This is a genomic window from Acinetobacter sp. YH12096, assembly GCF_013419215.1.
GTDB lineage: Bacteria > Pseudomonadota > Gammaproteobacteria > Pseudomonadales > Moraxellaceae > Acinetobacter > Acinetobacter amyesii.
On record NZ_VPAM01000039.1, the window covers coordinates 1 to 14,758 of the forward strand.

General features: G+C 45.4%; 12 protein-coding genes and 1 pseudogene. 9 read left to right on the forward strand and 4 right to left on the reverse strand.

What is annotated here, in order from left to right; genetic code table 11:
- On the forward strand, positions 1-1,233 hold a 1,233-nt coding region (locus FTU36_RS13970; RefSeq protein ID WP_218954412.1), incomplete at its 5' end, for an IS91-like element ISVsa3 family transposase.
- A gap of 673 nt (positions 1,234-1,906) precedes the next feature.
- On the forward strand, positions 1,907-2,794 hold the full coding sequence (gene mph / locus FTU36_RS13980) for an Mph(E)/Mph(G) family macrolide 2'-phosphotransferase (RefSeq protein WP_071830579.1): 888 nt from the start codon (positions 1,907-1,909) through the stop codon (positions 2,792-2,794).
- A gap of 73 nt (positions 2,795-2,867) precedes the next feature.
- On the opposite strand, the gene FTU36_RS13985 is transcribed toward mph, so the two are convergent.
- The 3 genes from FTU36_RS13985 to sul2 form a co-directional block, all read right to left on the reverse strand.
- The gene (locus FTU36_RS13985) at positions 2,868-3,332 is read right to left on the reverse strand and encodes an ATP-binding protein (protein WP_071830580.1); all 465 of its coding nucleotides are present in this window, start codon (positions 3,330-3,332) and stop codon (positions 2,868-2,870) included.
- A gap of 61 nt (positions 3,333-3,393) precedes the next feature.
- Positions 3,394-3,642, reverse strand: a complete 249-nt coding sequence (locus tag FTU36_RS13990; protein WP_071830581.1) for a phosphoglucosamine mutase — start codon at positions 3,640-3,642, stop codon at positions 3,394-3,396.
- A gap of 86 nt (positions 3,643-3,728) precedes the next feature.
- Positions 3,729-4,544, reverse strand: a complete 816-nt coding sequence (gene sul2, locus FTU36_RS13995; protein ID WP_001043260.1) for a sulfonamide-resistant dihydropteroate synthase Sul2 — start codon at positions 4,542-4,544, stop codon at positions 3,729-3,731.
- 89 nt (positions 4,545-4,633) lie between these two features.
- On the opposite strand from sul2, the gene FTU36_RS14000 reads away from it, so the two are divergent.
- From FTU36_RS14000 to FTU36_RS14010, 3 genes and pseudogenes are all read left to right on the forward strand, one after another.
- A protein-coding gene (locus FTU36_RS14000; RefSeq protein ID WP_120366390.1) for an IS4-like element ISAba1 family transposase occupies positions 4,634-5,724 on the forward strand; the annotation gives its coding sequence in 2 pieces (ribosomal slippage) (positions 4,634-5,174 and positions 5,174-5,724; 1,092 coding nt in all).
- Positions 5,725-6,015: 291 nt separating this feature from the next.
- Positions 6,016-6,327, forward strand: a pseudogene (locus tag FTU36_RS14005) (HNH endonuclease signature motif containing protein); the annotation flags it as partial.
- Positions 6,328-6,877: 550 nt separating this feature from the next.
- Entirely contained in the window at positions 6,878-8,110 is a 1,233-nt protein-coding gene (locus FTU36_RS14010; RefSeq protein ID WP_001255534.1) for an ATP-binding protein, read from the forward strand.
- A gap of 271 nt (positions 8,111-8,381) precedes the next feature.
- On the opposite strand, the gene FTU36_RS14015 is transcribed toward FTU36_RS14010, so the two are convergent.
- Complete coding sequence (locus FTU36_RS14015; protein ID WP_004726791.1) at positions 8,382-8,711, reverse strand: DUF4236 domain-containing protein; 330 nt, start codon at positions 8,709-8,711, stop codon at positions 8,382-8,384.
- A 208-nt stretch (positions 8,712-8,919) separates the two neighbouring features.
- Here FTU36_RS14015 and FTU36_RS14020 point away from each other — a divergent pair, with 208 nt between their 5' ends.
- The 4 genes from FTU36_RS14020 to brxC are packed head-to-tail and all read left to right on the forward strand — an operon-like array spanning position 8,920 to position 14,722.
- Positions 8,920-9,786, forward strand: a complete 867-nt coding sequence (locus tag FTU36_RS14020; RefSeq protein ID WP_180118323.1) for a WYL domain-containing protein — start codon at positions 8,920-8,922, stop codon at positions 9,784-9,786.
- A 10-nt stretch (positions 9,787-9,796) separates the two neighbouring features.
- Positions 9,797-10,408, forward strand: coding sequence for a DUF1819 family protein (locus FTU36_RS14025; RefSeq protein ID WP_180118325.1), 612 nt, complete (start codon positions 9,797-9,799; stop codon positions 10,406-10,408).
- A gap of 17 nt (positions 10,409-10,425) precedes the next feature.
- Positions 10,426-11,001, forward strand: a complete 576-nt coding sequence (locus FTU36_RS14030; protein WP_136143646.1) for a DUF1788 domain-containing protein — start codon at positions 10,426-10,428, stop codon at positions 10,999-11,001.
- 40 nt (positions 11,002-11,041) lie between these two features.
- Positions 11,042-14,722, forward strand: coding sequence for a BREX system P-loop protein BrxC (gene brxC / locus FTU36_RS14035; protein WP_180118327.1), 3,681 nt, complete (start codon positions 11,042-11,044; stop codon positions 14,720-14,722).
- Positions 14,723-14,758 lie beyond the last annotated feature (36 nt).

A 14,758-nucleotide genomic window follows, 5' to 3' on the forward strand; every position in this document is an offset into this window, starting at 1 on the left:
AGCTGTAAGCGTCGCGGTTTCTGCCCGAGCTGTGGGGCGCGGCGGATGGCCGAAAGTGCCGCCTTGCTGGTTGATGAAGTACTGCCTGAACAACCCATGCGTCAGTGGGTGTTGAGCTTCCCGTTTCAGCTGCGTTTCCTGTTTGCCAGCCGGCCCGAGATCATGGGGTGGGTGCTGGGCATCGTTTACCGCGTCATTGCCACGCACCTGGTCAAGAAAGCGGGCCATACCCACCAAGTGGCCAAGACGGGCGCGGTCACCCTGATCCAGCGTTCTGGATCGGCGCTCAATCTGAATGTTCACTTCCACATGCTGTTTCTCGACGGTGTGTATGTCGAGCAATCCCACGGCTCAGCGCGTTTCCGCTGGGTCAAGGCGCCGACCAGCCCAGAGCTCACCCAGCTGACGCACACCATCGCCCACCGGGTGGGTCGCTATCTGGAACGGCAAGGCCTGCTGGAACGGGATGTCGAAAACAGCTATCTGGCCTCGGATGCGGTGGATGACGACCCGATGACACCCCTGCTGGGGCACTCGATCACTTACCGTATCGCTGTCGGTTCACAGGCGGGGCGAAAGGTGTTCACTTTGCAAACTCTGCCGACCAGTGGTGATCCGTTCGGTGACGGGATTGGCAAGGTAGCCGGGTCCAGCCTGCACGCCGGCGTGGCGGCCAGGGCCGATGAACGCAAGAAGCTCGAACGGCTGTGCCGGTACATCAGCCGCCCGGCGGTATCCGAGAAGCGGCTGTCGTTAACACGAGGCGGCAACGTGCGCTACCAGCTCAAGACGCCGTACCGGGACGGCACCACGCACGTCATTTTCGAACCATTGGATTTCATTGCAAGGCTGGCCGCCCTGGTACCGAAGCCCAGAGTCAACCTAACCCGCTTCCACGGGGTGTTCGCACCCAACAGTCGGCACCGGGCGTTGGTCACGCCGGCAAAACGGGGCAGGGGCAACAAGGTCAGGGTGGCTGATGAACCGGCAACACCAGCACAACGGCGAGCGTCGATGACATGGGCGCAACGGCTCAAGCGTGTTTTCAATATCGACATCGAGACCTGCAGCGGCTGCGGCGGCGCCATGAAAGTCATCGCCTGCATTGAAGACCCTATAGTGATCAAGCAGATCCTTGATCACCTGAAGCACAAAGCCGAAACCAGCGGGACCAGGGCGTTACCCGAAAGCCGGGCGCCACCGGCTGAGCTGCTCCTGGGTCTGTTTGACTGACGAGCCTGAAGGCCAACGATACCAATCAAAATGCTGCGTTCACAGCGCCGCGGCAGGGATCCGCCGTGCTGGTTGTCGGAAAAGGAGCCGCTAGTGGGAAAGAGGAGGGTAAATTTTCAGCGTTGCTGGCTCCCCGTCAGCCGGATTGGGTTGCATCGCAGGGGTGTCGAAAGAGTCAACTGCGGTCCAAAGCTGTTGGACTTGGGTGAAAAGGGCGTTTATTCTTCCTATACGTGAACCGCATCCTACGGAATGAGTAACCCTTGCCCTATTGTGAGTAGAACGTCGTATAATTCAAACGAAAGCAGTTAATAGGTATGAAATATCACAGCACAAAAGAGCGACAGGACATGTTTAGATGATGTTATTATAAAATAATAACATCATGGATGAATAAAAAATAATTTTCTATCTTTACAACTATGTTATACTTCTATGATAAGGCTATGATGGCAAAGCCTTGGTTTTCCTAATCAAATAGTCGCCGAGATGGCTTCAATGCGACAGTAGGTCTACTGTCTCACAATTAATTCATGTATCAGATTTTTGTTCCCTGATGGGAAGTGTTATCCATACGAAAAGAATATGGGTAAAGTGTTACACCTGTATATGACATTCAGAATGTCCTGTCGGGGGAACTGGTACCAATTTAATAAAAGAAAACAGTATAGAAATGACAATCGAAGATATGCAAACATTAGCCCTAGAGCATGGGCTGAGAATTTCGGAAGAGATGAGCGTCAATGAGATGGGCATCGACTTTAGAGTTGCCTTTGTAAAGGAAGTAAACGGTGAGAACTGGGTACTCCGTATACCTCGAAGAAGCGATATGCTTGAACAAATCGAAAATGAAAGTAGAATATTGGATTTAGCCAAAAGAAACCTGTCGATCAATGTCCCTGATTGGAAAATTGTATCGGAGCGCCTAATAGCCTACCCTTTACTGGAGGATGCGCCTGCTCTGACATTCGATGCGATAACACATGAGGTTTCTTGGAACATAGATCGCGATAGCATAGCTTATGTGGAGTCTCTGGCAAAATCATTGGCCGAATTACATCGTATTACAGCTGACGATGTGAGAAAGAGCAACTTGAAAATAATGACTCCAAGTGAATTGAGGACCGAAATAGCTGACCGTATCCACTTGGTGAAATCTGAGATAGGTATCAGCGAGCCGTTGGAAAACAGATACCGTAGATGGTTGGACAATGACCCTTTGTGGCCTGAATTCACTTGTTTCATCCATGGCGATCTCTATGCAGGGCATGTCTTAACCTCGAAGGAAGGTAAGACCTCTGGTATCATAGATTGGTCTACTGCGCATATGGGTGATCCTGCACTGGACTTTTCTGGTCACGTATCGGTTTTTGGAGAGGATAGCCTGAAGAGTTTGATAACGGAGTATGCTAAACAAGGCGGAACGATATGGGATAGGCTCTACGAACAATCTATAGAGAGGGCTGCTGCAGCTCCATTAGCATATGGCGCTTTTGCGGTAGAGTGCAACGACGATAATCATATCAATGCCGCCAGAGCAGCCTTAGGTATTGTTCAATAAAATGATGTGAGGATACTTTTTTAAATGCTAAAATAGGAGTTCGATTGGTGCCACTTAAGAGTATCATTGATTTCTATTTTAGCCAGTATCCTCCACTTTTAGGAGCTCCTCGAAACTCGATTTTATGATCATCTCTTAAGATTTTGAGCCACCGCTCTACTATCTTGACAGGAACTAATAGCTCGTTTACTAAAAATGGTGCACGCTTTCCTGGATTAGTTCTTATCTGATTAAATAGTAGATTTACTCCCTCACTTACTCCCTCATTAGATTCGAAAAGTAGCTTTGATGAGACAATAACTCGAAAACCGTGCTGGAAATTTTCAAAGACAGGGGGACGCAGACCATAGGATGCGAAGCCTTCTTGGATTCGTTTGATGCCTGACCCATATTTTTCAATAAAATGCGCTTCTTTGAACGTGGCAGATATCCTTTTATTGCGCGCCCATGGCGAGTAATCTTCACGAAGAAGCTGATCAATCGTTAAGTTATCAGCTAAACCACCTGGATTGAAAAACTCTATGGAATTGTAATACACCCTGATTATGGAATCGGCAAATTAATTTGGACTTGGGTGAAAAGGGCGTTTATTCTTCCTATTACGTTGTCGGCAGCGGGCCAAAAAGGAATACGTCCATGCCCATCGAGGTGAAACCGGCTGTGAGCGCGGGTTCAAGCATATAGCCCGACAGGCGCGTATCCTTGCCGATCACGACACGATGGCGGTGGTCACCGCGACGAAAGACACGGCCAGCCGCCATGCCGACGCGCAAGGCGGTTTCCGCCGTCATCGCGCCTTCGTTGGCTTTGCCACGAATACCGTCTGTGCCGAAATATTTGCGCACCATAAGGTCGATTATCCTGTCGTCGGGTCGCCCTCAAAGGGGACATGCCTGCTGAACCGCGAATATAGAGAAATATCCCGAATGTGCAGTTAACGAATTCTTGCGGTTTCTTTCAGCGCCGCCAATACCGCCAGCCCGTCGCGCAAGGGGCGCGGCTCGTGTGTGCGGATGAAGTCAGCTCCACCTGCGGCGGCGGCAAGCTCTGCAGCGAGTGTCGCGGCCCCGACATCCCCCGGACCACGGCCTGTGAGCGCGCGCAGAAAGGATTTGCGCGAAACAGACAGAAGCACCGGCAAATCGAAGCGCAGCCGCAATTCATCGAACCGCGCCAGCACCGAGAGCGAGGTTTCGGGAGCAGCCCCCAGAAAAAACCCCATGCCGGGATCAAGGACAAGGCGGTTGCGTTTGATACCGGCACCCGTCAGCGCCGCGATGCGCGCGTCAAAGAACGCCGCAATGTGATCCATGATGTCGCCAGCGGGTGCCTCGCGCCGATCTGCCTGCCCGTCTTGCACCGAATGCATAACGACGAGTTTGGCAGATGATTTCGCCAATTGCGGATAGAACGCAGCGTCTGGAAAACCGCGAATATCATTGAGATAGGCCACACCACGCGACAAGGCATAGGCTTGCGTCGCGGGTTGATAACTGTCGAGCGAGACGGGAATGCCATCTGCCTTGAGCGCGTCCAGCACCGGCGCGATACGCGCGATTTCTGTGTCGGACGAAACAGGCGCGGCGTCGGGATTGCTGGATGCCGGACCGAGGTCGATCACATCTGCCCCCTCGGCCATCAGCTTACGCGCCTGCGCAATGGCTGCGTCTGGCGCCAGATACCGGCCTCCATCGGAGAAACTGTCCGAGGTTATGTTGACGATGCCGAAAATGATGAGCGATTTATTCATGGGGGCTTCTATAATAATCTCTGTACACGACAAAAATAGATAACTCATTGAAATAATGTCACAATAATTGTTTTCTAACGACGAATACTATGACACATCTCAATGAGTTATATCTTATCTTAAACAAATCTCTAAAATGGAACAAGTCACATTTAAAGTGCTTTGCGCTCATCATGCTTGTGATTATTTTAAAGCAAACATGTAATCTTTCTTCTGCATCTAAAGCCTTGCCCATCAAGTGTTTACCACAATCATTTTATCGACGTATGCAGCGCTTCTTTGCAGGTCAGTATTTTGATTATCGTCAAATTTCTCAGTTGATTTTCAATATGTTTTCATTCGACCAAGTGCAACTGACTTTAGATAGAACCAATTGGAAATGGGGAAAACGAAATATTAATATCCTGATGCTCGCAATCGTTTATCGTGGAATAGCGATACCTATCCTTTGGACATTGCTTAATAAACGTGGAAATTCAGATACGAAAGAGCGTATTGCTTTGATTCAACGCTTTATAGCCATTTTTGGTAAAGACCGTATTGTGAATGTGTTCGCAGACAGAGAGTTTATCGGTGAGCAGTGGTTTACATGGTTAATTGAACAAGACATCAACTTCTGCATTCGTGTTAAAAAAACTTCATTGTCACCAATCATTTAGGAAAGAATCATAAAATTAGTGATTTATTTCGCCATCTTAAAGTTGGTCAAATTGAATGTCGTAAACGACGGATTTTGGTTGGTCGGGTGAAACTATATATAAGTGCACTACAGTTAGAAAATGGAGAGCTTTTACTCGTCGTTTCTCCTCAGTTTAATGCCAATGCTATTCAGGATTATGCATTACGCTGGGAAATTGAAACCTTATTCAGTTGTCTCAAAGGACGCGGGTTTAATCTTGAAAATACGCGCTTGACAGACCCTAGACGAGTGAAAAAATTGATTGCGGTGTTAACTATAAGCTTCTGTTGGTGTTACTTAACGGGTGAATGGCAACATAATCAAAAAAAAGCGATAAAAATAAAGAAGCATGGACGACTCTCAATGAGTTTATTTCGCTATGGTTTAGACTATGTTCAAATGGCGATTCAGCGTTTAATTGGTTTTGGGAAAAAAGAAGAGTTTAAGGAAATTTTGGCAATTTTAAGAAAGCAGAATCCTGATAGGATAAGGGTTCTGTGAAATTTGTCGTGTACAGAGTATAATAATAATAATCGAGCATGAGTCTCATACGGATGCTCGGGTCGAAAGGGAATCCCCAGGCGAGTAACCTGTTTGCGGTGATCCATTAGCTGCAGGAGCAGAATAGCATACATCTGGAAGCAAAGCCAGGAAAGCGGCCTATGGAGCTGTGCGGCAGCGCTCAGTAGGCAATTTTTCAAAATATTGTTAAGCCTTTTCTGAGCATGGTATTTTTCATGGTATTACCAATTAGCAGGAAAATAAGCCATTGAATATAAAAGATAAAAATGTCTTGTTTACAATAGAGTGGGATATGTGGAGTCGATTAGTCCAATTTCTCGGTCAAAGCCCAAGGCCTTTTCGGCATTAACCAAGAGTCTGCTTAAGCACAATTTTCTGGTGGGTAATCATAACTTTTGCCTCATTTGTGATGGATTGATCTATCTTGATTCTACTGAATCGGATCATCGGATTGCCAAAGCCGTAGGTGGGCAAGGTGTTCTAGAGAATGGTCTGCTGGTTCATCCCATCTGTAATAGGATGAAATCAGATCTGAGCCTGGAAGAGATTAGAGCGGATTTGTTTGGTGAATTACTGTATTAATCAACAGAGCGATGAGCTCATTTTTGCAGAAGTATCAATGATTAATCACATGATTTAACTTTTGATACATTCAGCCAATATGGTTATTTTTAATTCAGTCCAGAATCACAACCAGAAACTAGCTGTAGTTTCTGAATGACCGTCAAGGTCCTTAGTTTCGCCCATAGATTCCCTCTGTGGGCTTTTTTTGATCAAAAATTGTATAGATGCTCTAAAATAAACCTTTTAGCATTTCATAAGCAATTAGGATTAAGGCTGAGACCATCAGCACAACAAAAATGAGTTCCACTCTAGTTAACAACTTAGTTCCATTTACTTTTCACTTAATTTATATAGCAGTTAACTCGTAGCATAAATGACATAACATGACATGGAAAATAATCAAAAAGACAGAATTTGGATTTTGATCAGATCTGCATGTTTACATGCTTCTACAGCAGCTTTGAATGTTTCACTTAACCTTTAAACTTTTCTTAAAACTAAATATATTTACATATACATTCTAAAATTTGATAGAATTTATTAAAACTTTAGATTCTAAGTGTAAATAATGAGAAGCGCTAATATTCGACGTGATGGCTACTTAAAATTTCTGAATACATGGCAAGACCGTGATGTCATTAAAGTGCTTTCGGGTGTACGTCGCTCTGGAAAATCCACCTTGTTAGCGATGTTTCAACAAGACCTAAAAGCACAGGGTGTACAAGCCGAAAACATCATTGCTATCAATTTCGAATTTATGGAATTTGAAGAACTCACAGATTACCGTAAACTACATGATTATGTACTGTCTAAAGTTGATAAAAGCAAAAAAAACTATGTTTTTTTAGATGAAATACAACATGTTACCAATTTTGAGAAAGTAGTCGACTCCTTATATGTTCGGGATTATATCGATTTATATATTACAGGCTCAAATGCATTCTTTCTAAGTGGAGAACTTGCGACTTTACTTACAGGACGCTATATCGAGCAACACGTTCTACCTCTGTCATTCCAAGAATTTAAACAGTGGCATATTGAAAATAATCCGATCATCCAACAATTATCCAATCGTGATTTGTATGCCATGTATACGCGCAGTAGTTTCCCTTATACGCTTGCCATGACTAGCCAGCAGGAAACTTATGATTACTTGCAAGCGGTCTATGCCAGTGTAATGTTTAAAGATGTTATTCCCCGTTTGAATACGGCCGATATTAACTCTCTCGAGCGTGTCGCAAGATATTTAGCAAGCGTGACAGGCTCACCCATTTCCATCAATAAAATTAAAAATACCTTTGTTTCAAGTGGGGTTAAGATTTCATTTGAAACAGTAAAACGCTATATTCAGGGCTTACAGGACAGTTTGTTATTTTATAGTGCCGCACAATTTAAAGTACGCGGGCGTGAGTTATTACAATCCTCTGAAAAATACTATTTAGTTGATGTCGGATTGCGCCGGATTATGTTGCCTGATGCTAATGCTGATCAAGGTCATATCTTAGAAAATGTGATTTATCTTGAGCTTGTCAGACGAGGTTATACGGTCTATGTAGGGCGGGTTGATGAATATGAAATTGATTTTGTTGCTGTCGATACTTTACAGAATTTAACTTATTATCAGGTGGCATTAGAAACGCTCAATGAGGAGACACTCAGCCGAGAGTTACGTCCATTACAGAAAATTTCTGATTCGTATCCCAAGTATTTGCTTACCTTAGACACGATAGGGACTGAAGCGAATTATAATGGTATTGTAAAAATGAGTGCTCTCGATTGGTTGCTATCTGAAAATAAGTAAAGTTGAGGGTAGACATGGATACTCTTATTTATTAATTAAAACTCAAAGACTTTTCAGCATCATTCAAGAATGTATTCAAGCATAATTTCTGCTCCAATTGTGATGGATCGATTTACCTCGATTCGATTGAGTCAGACTATCATGATTGAGCCAGAGTCGCTTACTGAAAGTAGCGAGAATTGCGCTGGAGTTTCTGAAGGATATTAATTCCTTAGTTTGCCCATTCATCCATGTGGGCTTTTTTTTTGATCAAAATACAATGCTGTTCTTGCTAAAAAATGACGGCACCTACAATAAAACACAATATTCCAAAAATAATCCAAGGCCAGATCTTTGTCTTCGGTTGTTCTAAATTCTGAGGATTATATTCCGTGTGTTCTAGCGATGTCGGTTGTGGAACACGGGTCTTTTTAGAGTAAGGCTGGTGTTTAGAGTAAGATAGTCCCGTACCTGGAATGCCGACACTGGTTCGCGTACCTTTTTTCCCAATATTTAGAGAAGCACCAGGTTTGCCAATGCTGGCACTGCTGATGCCTTTATGGGTCAGATTAATTTTAAAACCCGGGAATAATTTAATACTTTTACGAAATCTAAAACCCATATTGCTCTCATTCTAAAACTTAGCTCAATTCACGCGCTATACCAGGATCCATGATCTGCTAGAGATCGTAGTTTGACGGCTATCATCAGGATACTAGTATATTTTTTATCTGATGATTGCAATACTACCTTTAAATACCGTCAAAAATGTTTACTGTATATTTGCTGTAGGGTAATCTTAAAGCTGCTATTTATTGACTGATTGGTATATGACGACAGATAAGCATGAAGTCCTGCTACGAATGCGAGCGATCGAGCTGCTTGCTTACTGGGAAGGTCGTTTGGTTACCAATCGTTTAATGAGCTGGTTTGGGCTCAGTCGACAGCAGGCTTCTGCGGATATCAAGCGCTATAATACGCTGTATAACCCAGATGCCTTGATTCATGACCCCTCCGTCAAGGGTTATGTGCCTAAGGCCAGCTTCCAGCCTGTACTGACTACAGCGCACATCAATGAATATCTTAATATGCTGTCAGGTTTGGTTAGTGAATCGCATACCCTGATTGCGACACCAGAACCGAATCTTGCAGCAGTTCAATTACCTGATCGCAGTGTACGTCCTGAAGTGATTCGGGAAGTTTTGCGTGCCTGCCGAAACCAAAACACTTTAAAAATGATTTATGCCTCCATGCAGAATCCGCAGTGGCATGAACGCATCATTTCCCCACACACCCTGGTGTATACCGGTTTTCGCTGGCATGTCCGTGCCTATTGCCATCAGAGCAAGCAGTTTAAGGACTTTTTACTCTCCAGGATTGATCGCACACCTGTTGTGGTGGCGATTGAGTCAGTAGGCCCTGCTCAGGATCAGCAATGGCATGAAGAAATTGTACTGACGCTGATCCCTAATCCAAAATTGAATGAAGCTCAAAAAGCGCTAGTCGAAAAAGACTTCGGCATGCCTGATGGCAGATTACAGATTCCGGTCAAAAAAGCCCTGGCTCACTATACCTTGCAGCGATATCAGGCTGCGATCACGCTAGCTGAGGCGGAAGATGCCTTGAAATATCCTCTGGTGTTACAACGTTCAGATATCGAAAAGCTGTCATCTTATCTGTTTGATCAGGCGTCATAGGAGATTGGCCATGTTAGAGCAATTTCATTATGACAGTGACCTGATTGGTGGCTCACTGATGGTACGTGAAAGCCGGCTGATCGCGGATCTGTTATTACGAGAGGCGACTCCAGAACAATGGTATCAGGCAATTCAGATTGACAATATTCTGCAAAAAAGAACGCCTGCTTCAGCTCAACGCAATGCCACCGCTATTCGTAAGCGTCTGGAGCGCTTAGAGCCTGATTTCTGGAAAGCTTTGCGTGATGGGGATGATGAGCTGGCGACCCAGGTGGCTTTTTGTGGCGCATTGGAACGCAACCTGTTGCTGCTTGAGTTTATGGAAACGGTGATGAGAGAGGCCTATATCTCTCAGGCTCAATACCTGGACAGTTATATCTGGTCAGATTTTCTGGAGGAGCGTTCGCAACGCGATCCTGATATCTGTGAATGGAAAGAGTCCAGCAAGAAAAAAATGGGGCAGGTGGTGTTTCGCATGCTGGCAGAAGCCGGTTACTTAAAAAGTACCCGTAAGCTGGAGTTGCAGCGTGTGATCGTCAGAGCAGAGCTGCGTAGCCTGTTGGAAGAACATTATAAACAACGCATTAAAAGATCTATGGAAGTGTCGCTATGGACGCGGTAGTTGTAGAGGGGGCAGCAATGAATCAAAAAATACATGAGCGTCTGAATCAGATTCCAGAGCGAATTCTTTCCACCGAGTTTCTCACCGGGCAAGGACTGGGCAATGAAATTGGCTTCTGGATTTTTGATTATGCACCTGAAGATGAGTTGAAAGTGCGCGAATATCTGCATTTTCTAGACGGGATGCTGGAGAAAAAACACAGTCAGCTGAAGGTGGTGAATATCAACCTGCTGCAAGCCGTGGTGGATTATCTGGCTGAGCGTAACTTCATCGATAAAGCCATTCAAATGCAAAAAGCCAAAGGCGATGATGCGCTGCTCAAAGCGCTGAAAGGCCCACTGCATATGGATAAGTTCGCGCCCTATCTGGTGAGTAAATATGCCACCAATGCGCAAGATATTGTGTTGATGACTGGGGTAGGGTCGGTTTGGCCACTGTTACGTGCCCATCACTTATTAAACAGTTTGCATTCGTTACTGGGGCATAAGCCAGTGGTGCTGTTTTACCCAGGTTATTACGACGGTCAAGCGATGAGTTTATTTGGAAAAATTCCAAGCAATAATTACTACAGAGCATTCAGATTAGTGCCTTAACACGGCAAATAGAAATAAGAATTCGGGGGAATGGATTGAGATGAACATTAAAGAACTTTTTTATAAGCCATTAGATCGTGCGATTAACGGGGTCGTAAAAGCAGACCAGAATGACAATACTACGGTTTATCAGGAACTCGATGAGTATGTGGTCACCAATGAACTGGAAAAGCATTTTCGGGACTTTTTCCAGTCTTATGGCACAGACCTGAGCGATCCTTCGATTGCCAACCGTGTCGGCGTATGGATTTCGGGCTTCTTTGGTTCAGGTAAATCACATTTCCTGAAAACCTTGTCGTATATTCTGGCCAATAAAGTGGCACGCGACGCGGAAGGTAACGAACGCAGTGCTGCAGAATTCTTTGATGAAAGCAAAATCCGTGATGCGTTTATCCGTGCCGATATTGGTAAGGCCGTCAGCCATCATGCCGATGTCATCCTGTTTAACATCGACAGTAAAGCCAGCTCCAACGATGATGGCAATCCGATCCTGAATGTGTTTTTACGTGTGTTTAACGAGTATCAGGGTTTTAGTGCTGACCATCCACATATTGCCCATATGGAACGTCACCTGAGCCAGAAAGGTGTCTACGAACGCTTTAAACAGGCGTTTGAGGAATCCAGCGGCATGTCTTGGCTAGAAGAACGTGACGGATATCAGTTCTATCAGGATGATGTCGAAACTGCGATTTCTCAGGCACTGAATCTATCAGCAGAAGCTGCACACAAGTGGTTTGAGGATTCTGAGCAGACCTTTAGTGTTTCGGTCGAAAACTTCTGTCAGTGGGTGAAAGAATACCTGGACAGTAAAGGACCCCAGCAACGCATGTTGTTCCTGGTGGATGAAGTGGGGCAGTTTATTGGCAGCGATACCCGCTTGATGCTGACACTGCAAACCATTACTGAAAACCTGGGTACGATCTGTAAAGGCCGCGCTTGGATTATCGTGACCTCACAGGCAGACATCGATGCTGTTTTAGGTGAGATGTCTTCTTCCAAAGCCAATGACTTCTCCAAGATTGCTGGACGTTTTAAAACCCGTTTATCGCTATCCAGTTCCAATACCGATGAAGTCATCCAGAAACGTTTATTACGTAAAACCCCAGAAGCTGAAGCATTGCTCAGATCAGTGTTTGAGCAAAAGGGTGATATTTTAAAAAACCAGATTACCTTTGACCGTTCAGGCCCAACCCTCAAGAACTATGAGGGTCCAGACAGCTTTATCAATAACTATCCTTTTGCGCCGTACCATTTCCAGCTGGTGCAGAAAGTTTTTGAAGAAATCCGTAAGGTCGGTGCGACCGGTGCTCACCTGGCCTATGGTGAACGGTCCATGTTGGATGCGTTCCAGATGGCCGCGAACGCGATTGCCACAGATGAAGTCGGTGCCCTGGTTCCTTTCCATCGCTTCTATACTTCGGTCGAAGGCTTCCTGGATACAGCAGTGAAGCGTACCATCGACCAGGCAGGGCAGAATAAGACCCTGGATGGTTTTGATGTGCAGATGCTGCGTACCCTGTTCATGATCCGCTATGTCGATATCATCAAAGGTACCTTGGATAACCTGGTGACTTTGTCGATTGAGAAAATTGATGAAGATAAGCTGGCATTACGCAAGCGGATTGAAGAAAGCCTACTGCGTCTGGAAAAAGAGAGCCTGATTACTAGGAATGGCGATGAGTTCCTGTTCCTGACCAATGAAGAACGCGATATCACTCGTAAAATTAAAGCCACAGACTTAGCAGCTTCAGAAGAAAATAAAGAGTTAGCCAATCTGATCTTTAAAGATTTACTGCGCGATCAGAACAAATACCGCCATCAAGCCAACAAGATGGACTATCAGATTGGTCGTTTTCTGGATGGTCATAGCCTGGATGGCAAGTATGAGAGCGATTTGAAAGTTGAAATCATTTCTCCACTGGATACGGAATATAACCTCTACACAGAAGCTTTCTGTATTGGTAAAAGCGCCGAGGCTGAAGGGCAGATATTGTTTAAACTGGCAGACGATAAACAGTTCTTTAATGAACTGCGCACCTGGCTGAAAACCAATAAATTTATCCGCTTAAATGATGATGGCACTCAGTCCGATATCAGTCGCATTTTGGCAGACCGTGGCCGTGAGAACCAGGAGCGTAAAAAACGCCTGCGTGCCCGGGTCGAAGAAATGTTGCTGGACGCGGAAAGTTATGCCTTGGGTCAACACCTACAACTTTCATCTTCAAGTTCAACCACCAAGCTGGATGAGGCTTGTCGTTATTTGCTGGAAAACACTTATACCAAACTGAGCTATCTGCAAGTCTATCAGCAGGATGCCTGGCGTGAACTGAACGCTGTTTTGACTGTGGATGATATGGCGCAGTTAGGCCTGTCACTGAATGGTGGGCAGAGTAATCCAAAAGCCATGCAGGATGTCGAACAATACATCTCGCTGCGTGCAACAGGTACGGAACGTATTCTGGTATCGGATGTGGTGGATCGTTTTGCCAAACGTCCTTATGGCTGGCCAGATGCCGAGATTTTACTGCTGGTAGGTCAGCTGGCGGCAATGGGGCGGATTTCTCTGCAGTTAAATGGCGGCAGCTTACAGTTAAAAGATGCCTTTGAGCCTTTACAAAACAGCCGCCGTCGCCGTGATGTGTCGATCATTAAAAAACGCCAGACTGATGATCAGGTATTGAAACAGGCACGCCAACTGACCCAAGACCTATTCTCGGCCATGGGACCAGCGACAGAAAAAGAGCTGTTTGAATTCTATACCCAACATTTTAAAAACTGGTTAGCCAACTTTAAATCCTATAAGAGTAAAACTGATGTCGGGCAGTTCCCGGGCAAGAAAGTGATTGAAAAGTCGATTCTCACGATAGATCGCTTACTAGCGAATAGCGACAGTTTCGATTTCTTTAAGGCCGTGGTTGAGAACAAGGACGACTATCTGGATCTGGAAGAAGATTATCGTGATATTCATGAGTTCTTCACTAACCAGATGCCGAGCTGGCAGCAACTGCAACAGGCCTTACGTCATTTTGAGAAAAATAAACAGGCGCTGGGCAGTGATGAGGTGGCAAAAAAAGCCCTCTCCGAATTACATCGTATTTCCACCCTTGAATCGCCCTATGGTCTGTTAAATAAAGTGGCTGATTTGGTTCGCACTGTGGAAAGCGTCAATGAGCGACTGTTGAGTGAGAAGCGCAGTCAGGCGATAGAACACATTGATGACAAGATCAAGCAGCTGGAAGCCGAGATTAAAAACAGTGGTATTGCCACCGCTGAGCTGAGCAATAAGCTATTGCGTCCGCTGCAACTGCTCAAAGCGGATATTGAAGTGGAAACCAGCCTGTCCACCATCTATATGTTGCAAACTCAAACCAGCGTCGAGCGTTTTGATGAAGCCTTGTATGAGTTGGAAAGCGAAGTTGAGGCGGAAATCCAGCGTCAGGCCAAAGCGGCACAACTGGCTCAGAGCAAAGCAGAGAGTGTAACCAACACTGCAACCACCTCCAGCCCAGTTACATCAACACCTGCTGCGAGTCTGGTACAGCCTGCGACAGCCGTAGTGCCACCCAAACCGGTGGTGGAAGTCGATGTCGCCAGCATTTACAGCAAAACCTCCAGCAGTGTCTATCTGGAAACAGAAGAATCAGTGGATCAGTTTGTAGACGCACTCAAAGCTGAATTGAAAAAAATTGTGAGTGATAAAAAGCGTGTGCGTATCCGCTAACAGGGCTTAGGGATATCGGCATCAGTCATTAATTAA

Excerpts from the sequence above, each read along its gene's own strand:
- mph (WP_071830579.1), top strand. The coding sequence starts at position 1,907 with ATGACAATCGAAGATATGCAAACATTAGCCCTAGAGCATGGGCTGAGA.
- FTU36_RS13990 (WP_071830581.1), bottom strand. The coding sequence starts at position 3,642 with ATGGTGCGCAAATATTTCGGCACAGACGGTATTCGTGGCAAAGCCAAC.
- sul2 (WP_001043260.1), bottom strand. The coding sequence starts at position 4,544 with ATGAATAAATCGCTCATCATTTTCGGCATCGTCAACATAACCTCGGAC.
- FTU36_RS14010 (WP_001255534.1), top strand. The coding sequence starts at position 6,878 with ATGAGAAGCGCTAATATTCGACGTGATGGCTACTTAAAATTTCTGAAT.
- FTU36_RS14015 (WP_004726791.1), bottom strand. The coding sequence starts at position 8,711 with ATGGGTTTTAGATTTCGTAAAAGTATTAAATTATTCCCGGGTTTTAAA.
- FTU36_RS14020 (WP_180118323.1), top strand. The coding sequence starts at position 8,920 with ATGACGACAGATAAGCATGAAGTCCTGCTACGAATGCGAGCGATCGAG.
- FTU36_RS14025 (WP_180118325.1), top strand. The coding sequence starts at position 9,797 with ATGTTAGAGCAATTTCATTATGACAGTGACCTGATTGGTGGCTCACTG.
- FTU36_RS14030 (WP_136143646.1), top strand. The coding sequence starts at position 10,426 with ATGAATCAAAAAATACATGAGCGTCTGAATCAGATTCCAGAGCGAATT.
- brxC (WP_180118327.1), top strand. The coding sequence starts at position 11,042 with ATGAACATTAAAGAACTTTTTTATAAGCCATTAGATCGTGCGATTAAC.